Source organism: Arthrobacter sp. P1_B4 (assembly GCF_056406555.1).
Map to the genome: position 1 here is coordinate 1 of NZ_JBFTZW010000014.1, position 20,472 is coordinate 20,472.

19 protein-coding genes are annotated in these 20,472 nt (G+C 68.8%); 4 read left to right on the plus strand and 15 right to left on the minus strand.

Going from position 1 to position 20,472, the window contains the following annotated elements; genetic code table 11:
• Positions 1-85: 85 nt before the first annotated feature.
• From tyrS to AC1D1W_RS08155, 3 genes are all read right to left on the minus strand, one after another.
• Positions 86-1,399, minus strand: a complete 1,314-nt coding sequence (gene tyrS / locus AC1D1W_RS08145; RefSeq protein WP_243181797.1) for a tyrosine--tRNA ligase — start codon at positions 1,397-1,399, stop codon at positions 86-88.
• Positions 1,400-1,458: 59 nt separating this feature from the next.
• Positions 1,459-3,687 (minus strand): HelD family protein, encoded by a 2,229-nt coding sequence (locus tag AC1D1W_RS08150; protein ID WP_476943400.1) that lies wholly within the window; start codon positions 3,685-3,687, stop codon positions 1,459-1,461.
• 147 nt (positions 3,688-3,834) lie between these two features.
• Complete coding sequence (locus AC1D1W_RS08155; protein ID WP_243181808.1) at positions 3,835-4,356, minus strand: adenine phosphoribosyltransferase; 522 nt, start codon at positions 4,354-4,356, stop codon at positions 3,835-3,837.
• A gap of 180 nt (positions 4,357-4,536) precedes the next feature.
• Between AC1D1W_RS08155 and AC1D1W_RS08160 the strand changes: the two genes are divergently transcribed.
• Positions 4,537-5,163: a GNAT family N-acetyltransferase gene (locus AC1D1W_RS08160; protein ID WP_243181795.1), complete on the plus strand. Its 627-nt coding sequence runs from the start codon at positions 4,537-4,539 to the stop codon at positions 5,161-5,163.
• Here the strand turns inward: AC1D1W_RS08160 and AC1D1W_RS08165 are convergent.
• A complete protein-coding gene (locus AC1D1W_RS08165) occupies positions 5,160-5,807 on the minus strand; it encodes a hypothetical protein (RefSeq protein ID WP_476943401.1) in 648 nt (215 codons plus the stop codon). The genes AC1D1W_RS08160 and AC1D1W_RS08165 overlap by 4 nt on opposite strands.
• A 73-nt stretch (positions 5,808-5,880) precedes the next feature.
• Positions 5,881-6,570: a DNA-3-methyladenine glycosylase gene (locus AC1D1W_RS08170; protein ID WP_028277275.1), complete on the minus strand. Its 690-nt coding sequence runs from the start codon at positions 6,568-6,570 to the stop codon at positions 5,881-5,883.
• 90 nt (positions 6,571-6,660) lie between these two features.
• Here AC1D1W_RS08170 and AC1D1W_RS08175 point away from each other — a divergent pair, with 90 nt between their 5' ends.
• Positions 6,661-8,208, plus strand: a complete 1,548-nt coding sequence (locus AC1D1W_RS08175) for an AlkA N-terminal domain-containing protein (RefSeq protein WP_476943402.1) — start codon at positions 6,661-6,663, stop codon at positions 8,206-8,208.
• The gene (locus AC1D1W_RS08180) at positions 8,205-8,723 is read left to right on the plus strand and encodes a methylated-DNA--[protein]-cysteine S-methyltransferase (protein ID WP_243181791.1); all 519 of its coding nucleotides are present in this window, start codon (positions 8,205-8,207) and stop codon (positions 8,721-8,723) included. The genes AC1D1W_RS08175 and AC1D1W_RS08180 overlap by 4 nt, the downstream gene beginning before the upstream one ends.
• A gap of 34 nt (positions 8,724-8,757) precedes the next feature.
• Here the strand turns inward: AC1D1W_RS08180 and AC1D1W_RS08185 are convergent, their stop codons facing one another.
• From AC1D1W_RS08185 to argC, 10 genes are all read right to left on the minus strand, one after another.
• Positions 8,758-9,495 (minus strand): maleylpyruvate isomerase family mycothiol-dependent enzyme, encoded by a 738-nt coding sequence (locus AC1D1W_RS08185; RefSeq protein ID WP_476943403.1) that lies wholly within the window; start codon positions 9,493-9,495, stop codon positions 8,758-8,760.
• Between the two features lie 57 nt (positions 9,496-9,552).
• Positions 9,553-10,089, minus strand: coding sequence for a pyridoxine/pyridoxamine 5'-phosphate oxidase (locus AC1D1W_RS08190; protein WP_476943404.1), 537 nt, complete (start codon positions 10,087-10,089; stop codon positions 9,553-9,555).
• A gap of 193 nt (positions 10,090-10,282) precedes the next feature.
• Positions 10,283-11,719: an argininosuccinate lyase gene (argH, locus tag AC1D1W_RS08195; RefSeq protein WP_028277270.1), complete on the minus strand. Its 1,437-nt coding sequence runs from the start codon at positions 11,717-11,719 to the stop codon at positions 10,283-10,285.
• Positions 11,720-11,724: 5 nt separating this feature from the next.
• Positions 11,725-12,930 (minus strand): argininosuccinate synthase, encoded by a 1,206-nt coding sequence (locus AC1D1W_RS08200; RefSeq protein ID WP_028277269.1) that lies wholly within the window; start codon positions 12,928-12,930, stop codon positions 11,725-11,727.
• A gap of 111 nt (positions 12,931-13,041) precedes the next feature.
• Positions 13,042-13,572 (minus strand): arginine repressor, encoded by a 531-nt coding sequence (locus AC1D1W_RS08205; protein ID WP_079551248.1) that lies wholly within the window; start codon positions 13,570-13,572, stop codon positions 13,042-13,044.
• Entirely contained in the window at positions 13,572-14,597 is a 1,026-nt protein-coding gene (gene argF, locus AC1D1W_RS08210; protein WP_439954148.1) for an ornithine carbamoyltransferase, read from the minus strand. Before argF ends, AC1D1W_RS08205 begins: the two co-directional genes overlap by 1 nt.
• Positions 14,594-15,889, minus strand: a complete 1,296-nt coding sequence (locus AC1D1W_RS08215) for an acetylornithine transaminase (RefSeq protein ID WP_476943421.1) — start codon at positions 15,887-15,889, stop codon at positions 14,594-14,596. Before AC1D1W_RS08215 ends, argF begins: the two co-directional genes overlap by 4 nt.
• A 38-nt stretch (positions 15,890-15,927) precedes the next feature.
• A complete protein-coding gene (argB, locus tag AC1D1W_RS08220) occupies positions 15,928-16,860 on the minus strand; it encodes an acetylglutamate kinase (protein WP_243181788.1) in 933 nt (310 codons plus the stop codon).
• Between the two features lie 48 nt (positions 16,861-16,908).
• Positions 16,909-18,075, minus strand: a complete 1,167-nt coding sequence (gene argJ, locus AC1D1W_RS08225) for a bifunctional glutamate N-acetyltransferase/amino-acid acetyltransferase ArgJ (RefSeq protein ID WP_476943405.1) — start codon at positions 18,073-18,075, stop codon at positions 16,909-16,911.
• Positions 18,072-19,115, minus strand: coding sequence for an N-acetyl-gamma-glutamyl-phosphate reductase (gene argC / locus AC1D1W_RS08230; RefSeq protein WP_476943406.1), 1,044 nt, complete (start codon positions 19,113-19,115; stop codon positions 18,072-18,074). The genes argJ and argC overlap by 4 nt, the downstream gene beginning before the upstream one ends.
• Before the next feature lie 188 nt (positions 19,116-19,303).
• On the opposite strand from argC, the gene AC1D1W_RS08235 reads away from it, so the two are divergent.
• The gene (locus tag AC1D1W_RS08235; protein ID WP_028277262.1) at positions 19,304-20,407 is read left to right on the plus strand and encodes a fatty acid desaturase family protein; all 1,104 of its coding nucleotides are present in this window, start codon (positions 19,304-19,306) and stop codon (positions 20,405-20,407) included.
• Positions 20,408-20,472 lie beyond the last annotated feature (65 nt).

A 20,472-nucleotide genomic window follows, 5' to 3' on the forward strand; every position in this document is an offset into this window, starting at 1 on the left:
GGGAAGGAGCGTGCAGGTGCGTTTTCGGTACCGGTCAGGATCCGGTACTGGTCAGGATCCGGTACTGGTCAGGATCCCGTACTGGTCAGGACGCTGCGACTTCCACCGTTGCCAGGTTCTTCTTGCCCCGGCGCAGAAGCAGGTAGCGCCCGTGCAGCAACTCGCTGGCCGCAATAACGGCGTCGGGGTCAGACACCTTCGCATTGTTGACGTAGGCGCCGCCCTCCCCCACAGTGCGGCGTGCGGCGGACTTGCTCTCAGACAGACCGGAGGCGACCAGCAGCTCGATGATGCCCAGGGCGCCGGCGTCAACCGTGGCGGAGGGCAGCTCGGAGGTCGCCGCCTTCAGTGTCGCTTCGTCCAGTACGGAGAGGTCGCCGTTGCCGAACACCGCGGCGGAAGCCGCAATGACCTTCTCGGTGGCGTCCACGCCATGGACGAGCGAAGTCACCTCGTAGGCCAGCTTTCGCTGGCCCTCGCGGGCGAAGGGCCGTTCGGCGATCGCGAGCTCCAGTTCCTCAATCTCGGCGCGGCTCAGGAAGGTGAACACTTTGAGTCGGTCCGCGACGTCGGCGTCCGCCGTGTTGAGCCAGAACTGGTAGAACGCGTAAGGGCTGCACATGGTTGGATCCAGCCAGATCGCGTTGCCCTCGCTCTTGCCGAACTTGGTGCCGTCAGAGTTGGTGATGAGCGGCGTTCCCAGGGCGTGGACGTGTTTGCCCTCAACCTTGCGGATGAGCTCGGTGCCACTGGTGAGGTTGCCCCACTGATCCGAGCCGCCGGTCTGCAGCATGCAACCGTAGTCGCGGAACAACTGCAGGTAGTCCATGCCCTGCAGGATCTGGTAGCTGAACTCCGTGTAGCTGATGCCTTCGTCGGAACTGAGGCGGGAGGCGACGGCGTCCTTACGGAGCATCGTGCCGACACGGTAGTGCTTGCCGATCTCGCGCAGGAAGTCGATGGCGCTCAGGGGCGCCGTCCAGTCCAGGTTGTTGACCATCCGGGCTGCGTTGTCGCCCTCGAAGTTCAGGAACCTACGGACCTGGGCCTGAAGGTAGCCCACCCACTCGGACACGGTGTCCTTGGTGTTCAGGGTGCGTTCCGCCGTCGGACGCGGATCACCGATCAAGCCCGTGGAGCCGCCCACCAGTCCGAGCGGCTTGTGGCCGGCCAGCTGGATCCGGCGCATGAGCAGCAGCTGGACCAGGTTGCCCAGGTGCAGGCTCGGCGCGGTCGGATCGAAGCCGCAGTAATACGTCACGGGGTCGCCGGCGAGGAGCTTTTCGAGCTCCGCCTCATCCGTGGAGACGTGGACAAGGCCGCGCCATTTCAGCTCCTGCCAGATATTGGCAAAGCTGGGATCGTTCTGCTGGGCATCGAGAATATTTAGCTGGGACACGGAATCTAAGTTAGCAGGATCAACCGGGCGGCAGCGCAGGTGACGCCTGCCGGCCCGGCCTACTCCTCGATGCCTGCCGGGACTCCGGCGGCGGCGATGAGCCGCAGGCGCTGGGTGGGCCGGGTCATGGCCACGTACAGGTCACCCACCCGGCCGTGCTCGTGATTGAGCATGTCCGTCGGTTCCAGGACCACGACGCCGTCGAATTCCAGCCCCTTCGCCTCGCGGGGACTGATCACCACGATGTCCTGCGCATAACTCCCGGCGCCCGTCCCGACCCGGTGGCCGTACACGGCCCGCAGTGCCGCGCTGGCCTCAGGGAGAAGGCCGCCGTCGGCGATGACCGCCAGCAGGCCGCCCTCGATGGCGTCCAGTTCCTCCGGAAGCACCTCGACGAGCTTGCTGACGATCTGGCCCTGGCCGACTTTGTCGATGACCGGGGACCATCGCCCTTCCCGCACGGCCTTGGGCGCCGAAACCACAAGTCCTGCCGCGGTCGCCATGCGGGCGGCGGCCTCGGCGATCTGGGACGGGGTGCGGTAGTTGACGGTCAGCTCCTCGAGCTGCCAGCGGTCGCCGAACATGGGGCCCAGCGCGCTGTGCCAGGAGTTGGCGCCGGCAACAGAACTGGTCTGCGCGATGTCGCCCACGATCGTAAAGGACTTCAGCGGGCAGCGTCGGACCAGCAGCCGCCACTGCATGGGTGACAGCTCCTGCGCTTCGTCCACCACAATGTGCCCGAAGGCCCAGGAACGGTCCGTGGTGGCACGCTCTGCAGCGGTCAGCCGCGTCTCACGCTCCTGGTTCTGATCCACCAGGTCTTCGGCCGTGACAAGGACGTCCACGCCGGCGGTTTCCATGTTGACCAGGGTCTGCTTGGCGTTGGCCAGGTCGCGGGCCCGGTCCTGTTCCTGCTGCGCCAGGCCGCGCCCGGCGGCGGCATCAAGTTCGCCGAGCAATTCGGCAGCCTCGTCCAGCAGCGGAACGTCGGACTCGGTCCAGGGCGAATCGGCCGGACGGAGCAGCAGTGCGCGTTCTTCCGGGCTGAGGTTCGGGGTGCATGCCTCGAGGATGGCCGGCTTGCTGAGCAGCTCCCCCACGAGTTTCTCCGGGGTCATCGGCATCCAGCACAGGTTCAGGGCGATCCGGACATCCCGGGCCGAGCGGACATCCTCGGCCAGGTAGGAGCGGTCGGCGTTGTTGCCGATGTTGCCTGCCTCCACCAGCTCCGTCATCTGCTCGGTCAATTCGCGGAGCAGGATCTTGACGAAGGAGACGCGGGCCTCGTTGTGCGCTTTGCCCGTGGCGCGCGCCCTCTCCTTGGCGCGGCGGACCTGCCTGGGCGTGAGGACCAGTTTGCGGCCGTCCACCTCAAGGGTCCGGTTTCCGGCCGGAATGCGCTGCCGGTTGGCCACGGCGTTGGCGACCACCTCGGCCATGTCGAGCCGGCCCTTGATGGCGGCGACGGCGGAGTCCGGCTCGGCAACGGCGGTGATGCCGGGCATCAGCCGGCCCAGACTCGCCATGACGACGCCGGTCTCGCCGAGCGAGGGCAGCACGCGTTCGATGTACTTCATGAAGGACGACGTCGGCCCCACCAGCAGGACGCCGGCGCTCTTGAGCCGGTCCCGGTGCGTGTAGAGCAGGTACGCGGCGCGGTGCAGGGCGACAGCGGTCTTGCCCGTGCCCGGGCCACCCTGGACCACGAGGGCGCCGGAGATGGAGGAACGGATGATCCGGTCCTGCTCGGACTGGATGGTGCCGACGATGTCTGACATCCGGCCCGTCCGCTTGGAGTTCAGGGCAGCCAGCAGGGCACCCTCGCCCTGTAGCGAATCGTTGTCGGCGAGCATGTCGGCGTCGAGCACGTCATCCTCGATTGCCTTGACCTCGCGGCCCTGCAGGATCAGGTGACGGCGGCGGCGGACGCCCTGCCGGTCGAATGCCGTGGCCTGGTAGAAATGGCCGGCCTCGGGCGCACGCCAGTCCACCATGAGCCGCTGCAGGTCCTCGGTGGTCAGGCCGATGCGGCCGATGTACTGGGCCTCCCCGGAATCCAGGTCCAGGCGGCCGAACACGAGCCGGTCATCGACGGCGTCGAGCTGGGCGAGGCGGTCCTCGTAGAGGGCGGCGAAGGCATCACGTTCGGAAACGTTCTGCATGGTGCCCACGGCACCGGCCCGGCGCACCTGGGCCAGCTGGGTGCGCTTCTCCGCCCGCAACTCATCGAGCCGGGCGTAAAGTCCGGCCACATAGTCGCGTTCATGGGCCAAATCAGCGTCGTGCATCGAACGTTCCCCTATCGAAAAAGACAGACCCACCATTCTACAGCCATTTCGGCGGCACGGCTGTTGCATGTCGCCGAACGATGCCAAGGCAGTCTTCGTCAGGGAATTCTACCGACACGGCCCGGATGGTCCAGCCCGGCAGGCCCGCTAAATCCGCAACAGGGACCGGACGTTGTGGCCGGTCAGGGCTGTGCGGCCGCCAAGATCGTCGAGTTCCATGACCACACCGATGCCTGCCACGTGGATCCCGCACCGCTCGAAGAGCCGCGCCGCGGCGCCGAGCGTGCCGCCCGTGGCGAGCACGTCGTCGAGGATCAGCACCCGGCTCCCCGGCGCCAGGTCCGTGGTGTGCAGCTCAAGGGTGGCGGTGCCGTACTCCAGGGCGTAGTCCTCGGAGAACACCTCGCGCGGAAGCTTGCCGGCCTTGCGGACCGTGATGACCCCGGTCCCGGTGGCGTAGGCGGCGGCCGCCGCGAGCAGGAAGCCGCGGGCCTCCACTCCGGCGACGGCGTCGAACTGGCCCTGGAAAGGTCCCACCAGGGCATCGACGACGGCCCCGAAGGCGGCACCGTCGGCGAAGACCGGGGTCAGGTCCTTGAAGCTGACGCCGGGTTTGGGATAGTCCGGGATAGTGGCGCACAGGCTCTTGATCAGCTCATCCACCGGCATTGCAGTCGTCGTCTGGTTCGGGTCGCTTTGATTCACCCATCCACCTTACTGGCTGGTAGCCGGAAGCTTCCCGGGCCTCCCGTCCCGGCGGCCCGCGGCAACCCACCGGCCATCCAATGTTCACGCTGTCGGTGCCGGATTCGCCGCTCCTGTCCATCCCGCCGGTGATTGAATGCTCGAATGCGACACGAAATCGTCCTCTCCGGCCATGGGGTTCGGCTGGTTCCGCTGGCCCCGCACCATGCGGCGGGCCTCTTCGATTTTGTGGACGCCGGCATGTGGGCAGGCATGGCGGCACCGATGCCTGCGACTGCCCTCGAACTGGCGGCGCTGTTCCGGTCACGGCTGGAGGATCCCGCCACCATCCCGTTCGCAGTCACGGACGGGCGCACCGGCGCCCTGCTGGGCACGACGTCCCTCCGCGACTACGTTCCGGACCAGCAACGCCTGGAAATCGGCGGAACATTCTACAGGCGGCAATTCTGGGGCAGCCACGTCAATCCGGCGAGCAAGCACATGCTCCTCGCCTACGCCTATGAGGTACTGGAAGTTGACCGGGTGGCTTTCCGCTGCGACGCCCGCAACACCAGGAGTGCGACGGCGATCGAACGGCTCGGCGCACAATTCGAGGGGGTCCTCCGCGGCCACCGCGCGGCGCCAGGCGGGGGACGAGCGGACACCGCCGTCTTCTCGATCCTCTCGCAGGAGTGGCCGCACGTGCGCGAGGACCTGCGGCGCCGGCTCGCCCCCTTCGCCGTCGGCGCCGACTATTCACTGGGCAGCTCCGCAGCAACTTGGAACCCCTAATCCCCTGCCGGTGGCGGCAAGGCGTCCGGATGAACGGGAGGCCCGGCATCTGGGGGCACGGCATCTGGAGGCACGGAGTCCGGTTCCGGCGGGCGCAGGAGTCCGTTGGCAAGCCCGTAGTTGACGATGTTCAGCGCTTTTCGGAGCGCGCGCTCGGCGTCGAACCGCCCGGCCGCCACGCGGCTCAGCCGGGCGTAGTCCCCGGCCCATCCGGACCGGCGGAACCTGTCGGCGTCACCGTGAAGGAGCCGTCCATAGAGGACGTCCTCGAACAAGTCATGGTCGGCCAGGGCGATTTCGGCCATCAGCGCCTCGCGGTCCCGGATCATCCCGTTGGTGAACATCCCGGCCGCTTCCGCTGCGCCCTGGGCCAGGCGGGAGTCCGCCGAGTAGTTGCACAGGCGCAGCGCCCGCACCACGAGTTTGAGCGAAACGTGTTCTTCGGGAACGATGAATTTGCGCAGCAGGGCCGCGCGGAAGAGCTCAATCCAGTGCCGGCGCTCTGCCTCGACGGAGTCCGCCGCGACCTGCCCGCCGTCGGGGGTGAACAGTTCCACCATGCGGAAGTATTCGGCGGCCAGCTCCGCGAAGATCTGGAGCCGCTCAAGCTCGCTGCCCGGTTTTCCGCGCTTCCCCTCGCCCATAATGCTCCATCATCCCCCACCGCACGCTCCGGCATCAGCGCGCGGGAACGAGGCGCACACAGTGCCCGCTGCCTCACGCGCCGCGGGCGCCTGGCGCCTTTGCCGGCTTTGCCGCCTTGTAGCGGGAGACGGTCGGGTCGCCGCTGAGCCAGAACCGCCAGGGGTACTCGTGGCTGCCGCCGTCGCCGGAGACGCCGACGCGCGGACCGGAGCTGATGCCCGCGGCGACCCCCTCCGGCGGGTGCGCGGCCGGTTCCAGCCGGAACGGCGGCGCGAGGGCATCCCGCCCGCTGTCCGCCGTCGTCAGTCCCAGCGCGGTCGCCAGCCGGGCAGGCCCGCTCGCGAGGTCGACATCCGATTTCGACGTCGGCCGCCTGGCCCTCGCCAGTTCATGCCCCGCGACCACTTCGCCGGCCCGCAGCAGGAGCGCCGACGCCACGCCCTCGGGCCCGCACACGATATTGGCGCAATGGTGCATCCCGTACGTGAAATACACGTAGAGGTGGCCGGCCGGGCCGAACATCGGGGCGTTGCGGGCCGTTTGGCCGCGGAAGGTGTGGGACCCGGGGTCAGGGTGGTGCGAATCATGCGGGCCCAGGTATGCCTCCACTTCGGTAATCCGAACCGAGACGGATCCGCCGGGCCCGTCGTGCGTCAGGACCGCGCCGAGGATCAGCGGCGCCACGTGCCGGGCATCGGCCGAGAGCAGCTCGCGGACGGACACGGCCGCGCCGGACTCGGCAGGAAGCGGGCTGGAAGTCATGCTCAGACTTTAACAAACACCGCCAAAGGTGAGGACGGCCGCGTCCGAATTCCGCTAGCAGCTGCTCCGCGAAGCTGGCAGGATGGGGTGATGGACTTCTGGCAGCGCTACCGGGCAATCGATGCCCGGGACACCCGATTCGACGGGCAGTTCTACACAGCTGTCCGGACCACCGGCATCTATTGCCGGCCATCGTGCCCCGCGCGGACGCCCAAGGCGGACAATGTCACGTTCTATGAAACGTCCGCCGCGGCGCACGACGCCGGCTACCGTGCGTGCAAACGCTGCCTGCCCGAGGCCGTGCCGGGTACGCCGGCCTGGAACGTGCGCTCCGATATCGCCGGCCGGGCCATGCGGCTCATCAATGACGGCGTGATCAACCGCGACGGCGTCGAGGGGCTCGCGGCCCGGCTCGGATACTCCTCGCGCCAGCTCAACCGGATCCTCAGCCACGAACTCGGTGCCGGCCCGCTGTCCCTGGCGCGGGCCAGCCGCGCCCAGACCGCCCGCACCCTGCTGGTCTCCACCGCCATGAAAGTCTCGGACATCGCCTTCGCCGCCGGATTCAGCAGCGTGCGCCAGTTCAACGAGACCATCGGCGAGGTCTTTGCGATGACGCCTTCCGCGCTCCGGGCCACAGCCAGGCATCACCGCTCCCCCGCGGCCACCACAGCGCTCACGCTCAACCTTCCGTACCGCGAACCGTTCGACCCGGGCGTCTTTGATTTCCTGGCCGTCCGCGCCATCCCCGGGATCGAGGAAGGTACCTCCACTTCCTACGCCCGGACCCTGCGGCTGATGCACGGCGATGCCCGCTTCCGGGTGGATTACGACGCCGGCACGGCCGGGCGTCCGCTCGTGCTGACCATCGGCGCCGTCGACCTCCGGGATCTGGCCGCCCTGTTGAGCAGGGTCCGCCGGCTGCTGGACCTGGACGCCGATCCGGTCGCCATCGATGCCGCCCTCGAGGCCGACTCCCGGCTGGCCGCCGCGGTGGCGCTCACGCCGGGCATCCGGATGCCCGGCGCCGTTGATCCGCAGGAACTGCTGATCCGGGCGATGATCGGCCAACAGATCACCGTGGCCGCCGCGCGGACCGCCCTGGTCCAGCTTTCCGCGGCCGGGAGCACGAGCCTGGTGCCCGATGACGGCCTCCACCGGCTGTTCCCGACGGCCGCACAGATCGCCGGGACCGGCTTCGAACTGCTCCGCGGCCCGCAGCGGCGCATCGATGCTGTCCGGGGCGCCGCGGCGGCGATGGCCTCGGGCGACCTCGATTTCGGCTACGGCGATGACGTGCAGGGGCTGGAGGCCAAACTCCTGCCCCTGGCCGGCGTCGGGCCGTGGACCGTGGGATACGTCGCGATGCGGGTCATCGGCGCGCCGGATGTGTTCCTGGCCAACGACGCCGCGGTCCGCAATGGCATCCGTTCACTCGCCGAGATACCCGACGGCGCCACCCTCGCCCCGGATTTCCGTGAGGTCAGCCCCTGGCGCTCTTACGCCACCATGCACCTGTGGCGCGCAGCAGCGGCTGCCCAGGCCGCGGCGCGCAAGCCGTCCCTGCCGCCGAGGCAGGCTCCAACGCAGAACCACAAGCAGACTCCGAAGCAGACTCCGAAGGAAGCGAAACCATGAAAGCCCAGCTGTTGACCATGTCCACCCCGGACGGTCCGTTCACCATCATTGCCCGGGACGGGGCTGTCCTGTCGTCGGGCTGGACCGCCGTTCCCGGCGAGCTGACCGGCCAGATCCACGCTGACCTGCTTCCGGCCGGATTCGAGACCGTCACCGGGCTGGGCGAGATCTCCGAGGCCGTGGAGGCGTTCTATGCCGGCGATCCGGAGCCTGCCATGGGGGTGCCGGTGCTGCAGAAGTCCGGGCCGTTCCGCAGCCATGCCTGGGACGTGCTGCGCACGGTCGCGCCGGGGCGCCCGGTGACCTACACGGAGTACGCGGAGCTATCCGGCAACGCCAAGGCCGTCCGGGCGGCCGCCAGTGCCTGCGCCTTCAATGCGGCGGCCCTGTTTGTTCCCTGCCACCGCGTCATCCGCACCGACGGAACGCTGGGCGGCTTCCGCTGGGGGCTGGCCGTCAAGGGCAGCCTGTTGGACCGGGAACGCGAAGCAGCCCTCGCGACGGCACGGCCCTGAGCCTTATTCCGTAGCCCGCCCGGCCCGGGCGGGCTCAGTTGTTGACCGGAACGCCGGCAGGCCAGGGCAGCAGCTTCGGAAGGTCGACGCCGTCGGCCGCGGCGGTGGCGCGCAGGCTGCCGAGGGTGGGGTTGCGGCCGGCGAGCCACGCGGCGATGTCCGTGAGCATGCCGTTGATCACGGTCGATGTTCCGCCGCTTCCGATGGCCACCGCGGGCAGGCCGAGCGGCTGCAGCACGAAGCGCTGGCCCTCGGGTACCCGCGCGGAGAGGAAATCGAAAAGGTGCCCGCAGAACGGGCGGCTCCAGGTTTCCGGTCCGTGGCCGGTGCCGAGGTCGGCGGCATGGATGACGAGTTCGCGCCACAGTGCCAGGCCGCCGTCGAACACGACTCCTCCGCGGTAGGTGATGGGCTCACGCCAGCCGACCGCGTCGAGGGAGTCGAAGGCGCGCAGGGCCCGGTCCAACGCTGCGTCGAGGTCGGCCCGGTGCTGCCCGAGGCTGTGGCCGGCCGCCATCTCGATGGCGCGGTTCCGCCCCTCGAAGCCGCCGTCATAGAGTTCGACACCCTCGCCGCGGGCGGCAAATTCGAGCTGCCGGGCCATCGCGTTGGCAATCCCGCAGATGTGGGCCAGCACGTGCCCGCGGCTCCAGCCGGGCAGTTCCGACGGCGCTTTGATGTCCTGCTCCGTCAGTTTCGCGGCGATTCCGGCCACGACTCCGGCGGCGCGGTGCAGTTCTGCCCGGAGGTTATCTGGTGTGATTGAGGTCATGGCGCCCATCCTAAACCGAGCCACCCGATTAAGTCGGATTAACTGAGCGTTGCCCGGTCAGCGGGGCGCGTAGCGGTGCCGGATATGCCGGCGGTCGTGCCGGGCCTGCCAGAATTCGATTTCGCGGGGCCGGATGGCGTAGAGCTGCCAGTCTGTGTTTTCATTGTCTGCATTTTCGCCGTCGTCGGCGCCGGGCCGGGCCCGCCAGTCGGCGGCCGAGGCTTCCGCGGACAGCTCCACGACGTCCCCGGCCACCCGCACCTGGCGGCCCTGGTGTTGCCAGAAGAAGTTCAGCGCCGCGTGCGGGTTGGCCGTGAGCTCCTTGCCCTTGCGGGATTTCCGGGACGTGGCGAAGTGCCAGCCGTCGGCGTCGATGTCCTTCAGGATCAGCATCCGCGACGACGGCCGGCCGTGCTCATCGGCGGTGGCCAGGCTGCACGCATTGGGCTGCGGCACCCCGGCCGCCAGGGCCTCGTCCAGCCACAGCCGGAACAGCTCCGCGGGGTCCGCGGGCGCCGCCCCCGGGTCGAAGTCCGGGAGCACTTCCGGGAAGTCTGGCAGGGCAYGCAGCAGTTGGCGGAACGATTCGCTCATGTCGCAATGCTAGCGGGGAGTTTTCGGCGGCAAACGCCAAACGCTCCCTCACTTTTGGCAGGAAATCCGCCGACGCTCCTGCAGGCAATGCAGGAGCGTCGGCCGAGACGCTGCCGGAACTCCCCACCGGCMCCCTMGCCTCGCAAGCTCGGCCAGGGAACCCTGCCCGCGTGGCCCCTCTCGCGTGTGCTGGCTAGCCGGCGTACTCCCGCACGCCGGCGAGCTCGCCCTCGAGGGCCAGCAGCTGGCGTTCGACGGCGGCCGGTGCGGTGCCGCCCTGCGAGTTCCGGCTGTTGAGCGAACCCTCGGTGGACAGGACTGTACGGACCTCCGGCGTCAGGTGCCCCGAGATGGCGGCGTATTCCTCGTCCGTGAGGTCCCAGAGCTCGACGCCGCGGCTTTCGGCCTGCTTGACCGCGGCGCCGGAGAGCTCGTGCGCCTCGCGGAACGGCACACCCTGGCGGACCAGCCATTCGGCGATGTCCGTCGCCAGCGCGAAACCCTGGGGAGCCAGCGCTTCCATCCGTTCGGTGTTGAACTTCAGCGTCGCGATCATCCCGGAAACTGCCGGGAGCAGGACCTCCAGGGTGTCGGCGGCGTCGAAGACCGGTTCCTTGTCCTCCTGCAGATCGCGGTTGTACGCGAGCGGCAGGCCCTTCAGGGTGGCCAGCAGCCCGGTCAGGTTGCCGATCAGCCGGCCGGCCTTGCCGCGAGCGAGTTCGGCCACGTCCGGGTTCTTCTTCTGCGGCATGATCGAGGAGCCGGTGGAGTAGGAATCGTGCAGGGTGACGAAGGAGAACTCCTTCGTGGCCCACAGGATCACTTCCTCCGAGACCCGGGACAGGTCCACGCCGATCATGGCCGTGATCCAGGCGAACTCGGCGAAGACGTCGCGGGAGGCGGTGCCGTCGATCGAGTTGTGCGTCGCCGAGAAGAAGCCGAGGTCCGCGGCGACGGCCTCGGGGTCCAGGCCGAGCGAGGAGCCCGCCAGGGCACCGGAGCCGTAGGGCGAAACCCCGGCGCGCTTGTCCCAGTCGGCCAGCCGCTGCACATCGCGCAGCAGCGCCCATGCGTGGGCCAGCAGGTGGTGGCTGAGCAGGACCGGCTGGGCGTGCTGCAGGTGGGTGCGGCCAGGCATGGCCACGCCCTGGTGCGCCTTGGCCTGGTCCACGAGAGCGTCAATCGTGGCGAGCACGCCGCGGGCGATGATCCGGGCGTGATCGCGCAGGAACATCCGTCCCAGGGTGGCCACCTGGTCGTTGCGGGACCGGCCGGCGCGGAGCTTGCCGCCGAGCTGGGTACCGGCGCGTTCGATCAGGCCGCGCTCGAGCGAACCGTGCACGTCCTCATCGGACTCGGCCGGCAGGTAGGCGCCGGAGGCGACGTCCTCATCCAGCTGCGTCAGGGCGGCCAGCATGCCGTCGAGTTCGGCGTCGTCCAGCAGCCCGGCCTTGTGCAGCACGCGGGCGTGCGCCTTGGACCCGGCGATGTCGTAGCGGGCCAGCCGCCAGTCGAAGTGCGTGGACTTGCTCAGCGCGGCGAGGGCGTCCGCGGGGCCGCCGGCAAACCGGCCGCCCCACAGCGCTCCCGTATTTGTCGCCTCAGACTTAGTGGTTTCCGACTCAGCCACAGGGGCTACTCTCCTGCGACGCGGATGTCGCGGCCGGAGGCAACCTTGGCGGACATGCCCCACAGCTCGATGAAGCCGCGCGCCATCGACTGGTCGAACGTGTCGCCGGTGTCGTACGTGGCAAGGTCGAAGTCGTAGAGCGAGGTCTCGGAGCGGCGTCCGTTGACGATTGCCTGGCCGCCGTGCAGCACCATGCGGATGTCACCGGAGACGTACTTCTGGGTGTCCTCGATGAAGGCGTCGAGGGAGCGCTTGAGCGGCGAGAACCACTGGCCGTCGTAGACCAGCTCGGCCCAGCGCTGGCCGACGGTCGCCTTGAAGCGGGCCTGCTCGCGCTCGATCGTGATGTCTTCGAGGTGCTTGTGCGCGGTGATGAGCGCCATGGCGCCCGGTGCCTCGTAGATCTCGCGGGACTTGATGCCCACGAGGCGGTCCTCGACGACGTCGATCCGGCCCACGCCCTGGGCGCCGGCGCGGCGGTTGAGTTCCTTGATGGCCTGCAGCGGGGTGACCTTGACGCCGTCGATCGCGACCGGGACGCCGGCCTCGAAGGAGATGGTGACCTCATCCGGTGCCGGCGGGAATTCCGGGGTGGCGGTGTAGTCGTAGATGTCCTTGGTGGGGGCGTTCCAGATGTCCTCGAGGTAGCCGGTTTCGACGGCGCGGCCCCAGACGTTCTGGTCGATCGAGTACGGGTTCTTCTTGGTGGTCTCGATCGGCAGTCCCTTTTCCTCGGCGAAGGCGATGGCCTTGTCGCGGGTCAGGGCGAGGTCACGGACCGGGGCGATGCACTTCAGGTCCGGGCCGAGGGTCTGGATGCCGACTTCGAAGCGGACCTGGTCGTTGCCCTTGCCGGTGCAGCCGTGGGCGACGGTGGTGGCGCCGAATTCGCGGGCGGCCTTGACCAGGTGCTTGACGATCACCGGGCGGGAGATGGCCGAGACCAGCGGGTAGTGGCCCTGGTAGAGGGCGTTGGCCTTCAGCGTGGGCACGCAGTACTCGTTGGCGAACTCGTCGCTGGCGTCGGCGACGTAGGCTTCGACGGCGCCGCAGCCCAGCGCGCGCTGGCGGATGGTCTCCAGCGATTCGCCGCCCTGTCCGACGTCGACCGCCACGGCGATGACCTCGGCGCCGGTGGCTTCACCGATCCAGCCGATGGCTACGGAAGTATCCAGGCCACCGGAGTAGGCCAGAACAATACGCTCAGTCACGGAAATGCTCCTTAGTTGTTTGGTGATGCTTTAAGTCTGGGAAAAATCTGTCTGTTGCAAGCCTGTCACACACCCCGGGTGCCCGGTCCTGTGAAGGGCTCATGGTGTGGCTTACTGGCCGGCTTCCTCGGCGAACTGCAGGAAGCGTGCGGCGATGTCCGCGCCGCCCAGGGGGTCCCGGGTGACAAGCAGGACGGTGTCGTCCCCAGCGATGGTGCCCAGGATCGAGGGCATCACGGAGTGGTCGATGGCGAGGGCCAGGAAGTTCGCGGCGCCCGGCGGGGTCCGAAGCACCACGAGGTTGGCGGAGGCCTCGGCGGTGACGAGCAGTTCCCCACACAACCGGGTCAGCCGGGCGTCGAGGATTTCCTGGGTGACGCCGCTCTTGGCCGCCCGTTCGCCGCCCTCCCCCGGGACGGCGTAGACCAGCACGCCGTCCTTGCCGCGGACCCGGACGGCGCCGAGTTCCACGAGGTCGCGTGACAGCGTGGCCTGGGTGACCTGGACGCCGTCGTCCGCGAGCAGCGCCGCGAGCTCGGCCTGGGAACGGACAGATTCGCCCGTGAGAATCGCCGTGATCCGCGCCTGCCGGGCTGTCTTGGTGGCCGGGCTGGCCCCAGGAGAGGCTGGCTGGACGGACATCAGGCCGGGCCGCCCACCGGTGCCGGCCCATCGAGTGGCGCCAGACCGTCAACCACTGCCAGACCGGAGCGGTGCATGAGCCAGGCCATGAGTGCCTTCTGCGCGTGCAGCCGGTTTTCGGCCTCGTCCCAGACCACCGACTGCGGGCCGTCAATGACGTCCGCGGCGATCTCGTAGCCCCGGTAGGCCGGGAGGCAGTGCAGCACGACGGCGTCCGGCGCCGCGAGCTTCATCGCGTCGGCATCCACGGAATAGGCGCGGAACAGCTTCATCCGCGCTTCCTTCTCCGCCTCCTGGCCCATGGACACCCACGTGTCGGTCGCGACGACGTCGGCGCCCAGGAGCGCTTCGGCGGCGTCAACCGTCACCAGCACCGAGCCGCCGGTCTCCGCGGCACGGTCCTCGGCGGCGGCGATGATCTCCGGCGACGGCAGGTAGCCTTCCGGCCCGGCGACGCGGACGTTCATGCCCGCCGTCACGCCGGCCAGCAGGTAGGAGTTGGCCATGTTGTTGGCCGAGTCGCCCAGGTAGGCCATGGTCAGGCCCTGGAGCGAGCCTTTGTGCTCCTTGACCGTCAGCAGATCGGCCAGGAGCTGGCATGGGTGGTAGTCATCGCACAGGGCGTTGATGACCGGAACGCGGGAGTTCTCGGCCATGGCGACGAGCCCGGCATGCGCGCCGGTGCGCCACACAATGGTGGAGACCATGCGTTCGAGCACCTTCGCGGTATCCTCGACCGATTCTTTGTGCCCGATCTGCGCCTCGCCGGGGTTGATGATGAGCGCGTTGCCGCCCATGTCCGCGATGCCGGTGGCGAAGGAGACCCTGGTCCGGGTGGAGGTCTTGTCGAAGATGACGGCCACCGTCCGGCGGCCGTTGCCGTCCGCGGCGAAGGGCTGCACGCTGTAGGGCGCGGCCTTCATCCGGACGGCGAGCTCGAGGACCTCGGCCTGTTCGGCCGGGCTGAGGTCCGTGTCCTTGAGGAAGTGGCGGGTGGGCACTGAGGCGGTCACGGCGGCGGTCACTTGGCGTCCTTTGCAGCGTTGGTCTTGGCGGTCTCGAGCAGTGCCGGCAGGGCGGCCAGGAAAAGGTCTGCCTGCTCGGTGGTCAGGATCAGCGGGGGCGCCAGCCGGATGGTGCGCGGGCCCGGGCTGTTGACGATGAACCCGGCGTCGAGGCCGGCGGCCACGACGCCCGGGGCGACGTCGGCGTCGAGGTCGAAGCCGATCAGCAGCCCCTCGCCGCGGACCTCTGTCACGCCGGCGATTCCGGCGAGGCCGGCGCGCAGATGCTCCCCCAGGTTCCGGACGTGGGCCAGGATGTCCTGGTTTTCCAGGACGTGCAGGGTGGCGAGGGCGGCGGCGGTGGCCACCGGGTTGCCGCCGAATGTCGTCCCGTGCTGGCCGGCGGTCAGCAGGGCAGACGTTTCCGGGCCGAACGTGACGAGCGCGCCGACCGGGAAGCCGCCGCCCAGGCCCTTGGCGAGGGTCACGGCGTCGGGCACGATTCCGGCGTCCTCGCTGGCCAGCCACTTACCGGTGCGGCCGATGCCGGTCTGGACCTCGTCGAGGATCAGCAGGGCGCCGGCCGCGCTCGTGGCCTCGCGGGCCGCCTTGAGGTAGCCGGCAGGCAGCGGCCGGACGCCGGCCTCGCCCTGGATCGGTTCGAGGAAGACGGCGGCAGTGGTCTCATCAATGGCGGCGCGGAGGGCCTCGATGTCACCAAACGGGACATGCACGACGCCGCCGGGCAGCGGCGCGAAGGGCGCCCGGTAGGCCTCCTTGGAGGTCAGCGCGAGGGCACCCATGGTGCGCCCGTGGAAGGCGCCTTCGAGCGCGATGATCTTGGTGCGCGGCTTCGCTGTTTTTTCCGCGACAGTATTCTCCGCGGCCGCGGACTGGCTCGCGCCACTGTTACGGCGCGCCAGTTTGAAGGCCGCCTCGACGGCTTCGGTGCCGGAGTTGGCGAAGAACACCTTGGAGCCGGCCGGGGCCTTGGACAGTTCCAGCAACTTCTCGGCCAGGGCGATCTGGGTGGGGCTCGTGAAGAAGTTCGAGACGTGGCCCAGGGTGGCCAGCTGGCTGGAGATCACCGAGGTCACGAACGGGTGGGCGTGGCCGAGGGCGTTCACCGCGATGCCGCCGAGCAGGTCCAGGTATTCCTTGCCGTCGGCGTCCCACACGAGGCAGCCGGCGCCGCGGACCAGGACCCGCTGCGGGGTGCCGAAGACGCCCAGCAGGGAGGACGAGTAGCGGGACAGCCACTGCGCGCCACTGGTTTGACCAACGAGCGCGGTTGCGGCGGCCTCCGCAGCGATGCGGCCTTCAGCGGAATGGCTCAGTTCAGTGCTGCTCACTATGCGTTCACTTCCTCGTCGGGGACGACCTGGGTGCCGATGCCGGCGGTCGTAAAGGTTTCCAGGAGCATCGAGTGCGGCAGGCGGCCGTCCACGATGTGGGCGCGCTCGACGCCGTCGTCAATGGCCTTCAGGCACGCCGCCATCTTCGGGATCATGCCGGACTCGAGGCGCGGCAGCATCTCGCGCAGCTCCGACGCCGTCAGCGACGAAATGAGCGATGACCTGTCCGGCCAGTTGGCGTAGAGGCCCTCGACGTCGGTCAGGATGACCAGCTTGGAGGCACCCAGGGCCGACGCGACCGCGGCCGCCGCCGTGTCCGCGTTCACATTAAGTACCTGACCGGTGGTGGATCCGTCGTCGTGGATTTCCGGGGCGACGGTGGAGATCACGGGAATCCGGCCGGCCGCGAGGATGTCCACAATCCCTTCCGGGTTCACCCCGACCACCTCGCCCACCAGGCCGAGGTCCACCGCTTCGCCGTCCACCACGGTGCCGGTGCGGACGGCGCGGAGCAGGCCGCCGTCTTCGCCGGACATCCCGACGGCGTACGGGCCGTGGGAGTTGATCAGGCCCACGAGTTCGCGTCCCACCTGGCCGGTGAGGACCATCCGGACCACATCCATGGCCTCGGGGGTGGTGACGCGCAGCCCGCCCTTGAATTCGGATTCGATCCCGAGCCGGCTGAGCATGGCGTTGATCTGCGGGCCGCCGCCATGCACCACCACGGGGTGGATGCCGACGTGGTGCAGGAACACGACGTCCTCGGCGAAGGCGCGGCGGAGCTCGTCATTGACCATGGCATTGCCGCCGTACTTGATCACCATGGTGCTGCCGGCAAAGCGCTGGATCCAGGGCAGCGCCTCGATCAGCGTGGCGGCTTTGTCCCGGGCGTCGGACTGGGAGGTGGTCTCGCGGGTCTGGGTGTTCATGCTGTTCGTCCTCTGTTCGTCCCTACTGTTCATCCCTCCGGGGGGGGATTAGCTGGAGTAGGCGCTGTTTTCGTGGACGTAGTCGTGGGTGAGGTCGTTGGTGAGGATCGTGGCCTCGGCTCTACCGGCCTGCAGGTCGATTTCGACCAGGACCTCGCGCGGTTCGAGGTCCACGAGGTTCCGGTCATCGCCGATGCTGCCGTTGCGGCAGATCTGCACACCGTTCATGGATACGTTCAGCTGGTCCGGTTCGAAGGCCGCGTCGGTGGTGCCGACGGCGGACAGCACGCGGCCCCAGTTGGGGTCCTTGCCGAAGATCGCGGTTTTGAACAGGTTGGAGCGGGCGACGGCGCGGCTGACGACTTCTGCGTCCCGCTCACTCGTGGCGTTGAACGTCCGGATCGCGATGTCGTGGCTGGCGCCCTCGGCGTCGCCGATCAGTTTGCGGGCCAGCTCGGCGCAGACCTGGGTCAGGCCCGTGCCGAAGTCGGCGGCGGACGGCGTGGCACCGGAGGCGCCGGAGGCGAGCAGCACCACGGTGTCGTTGGTGGACATGCAGCCGTCCGAGTCCGCCCGGTCGAAGGTGAGCCGCGTGGCGTTGCGGAGTTCGGCGTCGAGCACGTCCGGCGGGACGTCGGCGTCCGTGGTGAGGACCACCAGCATGGTGGCCAGGCCCGGGGCCAGCATGCCGGCGCCCTTGGCCATGCCGCCGATGGTGAACTGCGTGCCGTCCGCGGCCGTGCCGGTGAAGACGGCCTGCTTGGACACCGAATCCGTGGTCATGATCGCGGTGGCCGCCGCGGGGCCGCCGTCCGCGGCCAGGGCCGCGGTGGCGGAACCGATCCCGGCCAGGATTTTCTCCATGGGGAGCTGCTCGCCAATCAGTCCGGTGGAGCAGACCACGACGTCGGTGGCGGAGACGCCGAGGACCTCGGCGGTCTTCTCCGCAGTGGTGTGCGTGTTCTGGAACCCCTGGGGCCCGGTGCAGGCGTTGGCGCCGCCGGAATTGAGGATCACGGCATCCACGCGGCCGTCCTTGACCACTTCGCGGGACCAGTGCACGGGGGCCGCGGCCACGCGGTTGGACGTGAAGACCCCCGCGGCGGCCCTGGACGGGCCGTCGTTGACCACGAGGGCCACATCCGGCTTCCCGGAAGCCTTGAGCCCGGCCGTCACGCCGGCGGCGCGGAATCCCTGCGGTGCGGTGATGCTCACGGTGCGACTCCCTGGAGGTTGAGGCCGGCGGTTTCCGCCAGGCCGAGGGCTAGGTTCATGGACTGCACGGCCCCGCCGGCGGTCCCCTTGGTGAGGTTGTCGATGGCACAGCACACGATCACGCGGCCGGTGTGCTCATCGAAGGAGAGCTGCATGACCGTGTGGTTCGATCCCTGGACCGATTTCGTGGAGGGCCACTGCCCCTCGGGGAGCAGGTGCACGAACGGTTCGTCGTCGTAGGCTTCGGCCCAGGCGGCACGCAGGTCCGCGGCAGTGACACTGCGGCCTGGCTGCTGCCGGACCCTGGCGGTCGCCGTGGTGAGGATGCCGCGGCTCATCGGTGCCAGCGTGGGCGTGAAGGAGACGGTGACCGGGGACCCCAGCGCCTTGGAGAGTCCCTGTTCGATCTCGGGGGTGTGCCGGTGTCCCCCGCCGACCCCGTAGGGGCTCATGGAGCCCATGACTTCGGCGCCGATCAGGTTGACCTTGGCAGCTTTGCCGGCCCCTGAGGTGCCGGAGGCGGAGACGATCACGACGTCGTCGCCCTCCAGCAGCTGGTTGCTGAAGCCGGGAGTGAGGGCGAGCAGGGCCGAGGTCGGGTAGCAGCCGGGGACGGCGATCCGGGTGGCGCCACGGAGGGCATCTCGCTGGCCGGGCAGTTCCGGGAGTCCGTAGGGCCAGGTTCCGGCGTGGGCCGACCCGTAGAACTTCTCCCAGGCCTCCGGGTCCTCGAGTCGGTGGTCCGCGCCGGCGTCGATGACCAGGGTCCCGGCGGGCAGCTGCGCCGCGATCTCCCCGGATGCCCCGTGCGGAAGCGCCAGGAACACGACGTCGTGCCCGGCCAGGTTATCCACGGTGGTGTCTTCGAGAATCCGGTCCGCGAGGCCATGGAGATGCGGCTGCAATTCCCCTAGTCTGGAACCGGCGTTGCTGTGGGCCGTGATGGCGCCGATGGTGACGTCGGGATGACCGGCGAGGAGCCGCAGGACCTCGCCGCCGGCATAGCCGCTAGCCCCGGAAACGGCAACAGAAATAGTCATAAGCACGACTATACAGCAAGAGTATGCATAGATGCCGATATTTATGCATCGATGGGCGTGTGTCCAAAGCTCCCGAACGGCCCGCCGCGGAAACCCGGGGGCGTATGCTTGGTAAAGGGTGATCCAGACCGTGCAGCTGCGAATGTCAGCTGCAGCGTTGCCCGTAACCGTGACGAGGCAAGCGCCCTATGACCGCCACTTCCACCCTTCCCGCCGAAACGCCGGCGCGGCCGCCATCGCGGGTCCGGCAGCCCAACGCCGTCGTCCTGAGCTATTCGGAACTCCTCAAGAGCGTGAAGACGGCCGGCCTCCTCGAACGGCGCGTCGGGTTCTACATCACAGTGTTCGCCAGCCTGGTGCTCCTGATGGCCGCCACCTGGTTCGGGTTCGCGCTGATCGGTGACAGCTGGTTCCAGCTCCTGATCGCCGCCGCCCTCGGCATCATCTGCACGCAGTTGAGTTTCCTCGCCCACGAGGCCGGGCACCGGCAGATCTTCGCGTCCCGCCGTGCCAACGACTGGGCAGCACGCCTGCTCGCCACCTCCGTGGCCGGGATCAGCTACTCCTGGTGGGAGCAGAAGCACGGCGCGCACCACAACCACCCGAACGTCATCTCCAAGGACCCGGACATCGCGCCCGGCCCCATCGCCTTCCACCCCGAAGCCGTAGCCGACCGTCAGGGACGCCTCGCGTTCCTGACCCGCAAGCAGGGCTGGTTCTTCTTCCCGCTCCTGTTCCTGGTGGGCCTGGGACTGCAGATCGATTCCGTGAAATTCATCGTCCGCCGGGCCAAGGTCACGCACCGCTGGGTCGAAATCCCGATCCTCGCGGTCCGGCTCAGCCTCCTGCCGGTCCTCGCGTTCACCTTCCTGCCGCTGGGCATGGCGTTCGCCTTCATCGGCGTCCAACTCGCCGTGTTCGGCTTCTATATGGGCGCGTCCTTCGCGCCGAACCACAAGGGCATGCCGGTGCTGCCGGCGGACAGCCGGGTGGACTTCTTCAGCCGCCAGGTCCTGACGTCCCGGAACATCTCGGGCGGCCGCTTCATGGACATCCTGCTCGGCGGCCTCAACCGCCAGGCCGAACACCACCTCTTCCCGGACATGGCCCGCCCGCAGCTGCACCAGGCCGCCAAGATCGTCCGCGAGTACTGCGCCAAGCACCAGGTCCCGTACACGGAAACCACGCTGATGCAGTCCTACGCCATCATTGTCCGCTACCTCAACGACGTCGGACTCGCCGCGGGCCGCCACTTCGAATGCCCGATGGCAACGGTAACCCGCCGCTACTAAAGGACGGACCGCCGCCGGCCGCGCAGGACCCGCCGCCTCCGGGCCACGTCGGCCCAAACATCACG

Coding starts and splice junctions, on each gene's coding strand:
- AC1D1W_RS08180 (WP_243181791.1), top strand. CDS start 8,205: ATGAAAGCCCAGCTGTTGACCATGTCCACCCCGGACGGTCCGTTCACC.
- argC (WP_476943406.1), bottom strand. CDS start 19,115: ATGACTATTTCTGTTGCCGTTTCCGGGGCTAGCGGCTATGCCGGCGGC.
- argB (WP_243181788.1), bottom strand. CDS start 16,860: ATGAACACCCAGACCCGCGAGACCACCTCCCAGTCCGACGCCCGGGAC.
- AC1D1W_RS08150 (WP_476943400.1), bottom strand. CDS start 3,687: ATGCACGACGCTGATTTGGCCCATGAACGCGACTATGTGGCCGGACTT.
- AC1D1W_RS08175 (WP_476943402.1), top strand. CDS start 6,661: ATGGACTTCTGGCAGCGCTACCGGGCAATCGATGCCCGGGACACCCGA.
- AC1D1W_RS08205 (WP_079551248.1), bottom strand. CDS start 13,572: ATGTCCGTCCAGCCAGCCTCTCCTGGGGCCAGCCCGGCCACCAAGACA.
- AC1D1W_RS08155 (WP_243181808.1), bottom strand. CDS start 4,356: ATGCCGGTGGATGAGCTGATCAAGAGCCTGTGCGCCACTATCCCGGAC.
- AC1D1W_RS08235 (WP_028277262.1), top strand. CDS start 19,304: ATGACCGCCACTTCCACCCTTCCCGCCGAAACGCCGGCGCGGCCGCCA.
- AC1D1W_RS08160 (WP_243181795.1), top strand. CDS start 4,537: ATGCGACACGAAATCGTCCTCTCCGGCCATGGGGTTCGGCTGGTTCCG.
- AC1D1W_RS08165 (WP_476943401.1), bottom strand. CDS start 5,807: ATGGGCGAGGGGAAGCGCGGAAAACCGGGCAGCGAGCTTGAGCGGCTC.
- AC1D1W_RS08185 (WP_476943403.1), bottom strand. CDS start 9,495: ATGACCTCAATCACACCAGATAACCTCCGGGCAGAACTGCACCGCGCC.
- AC1D1W_RS08170 (WP_028277275.1), bottom strand. CDS start 6,570: ATGACTTCCAGCCCGCTTCCTGCCGAGTCCGGCGCGGCCGTGTCCGTC.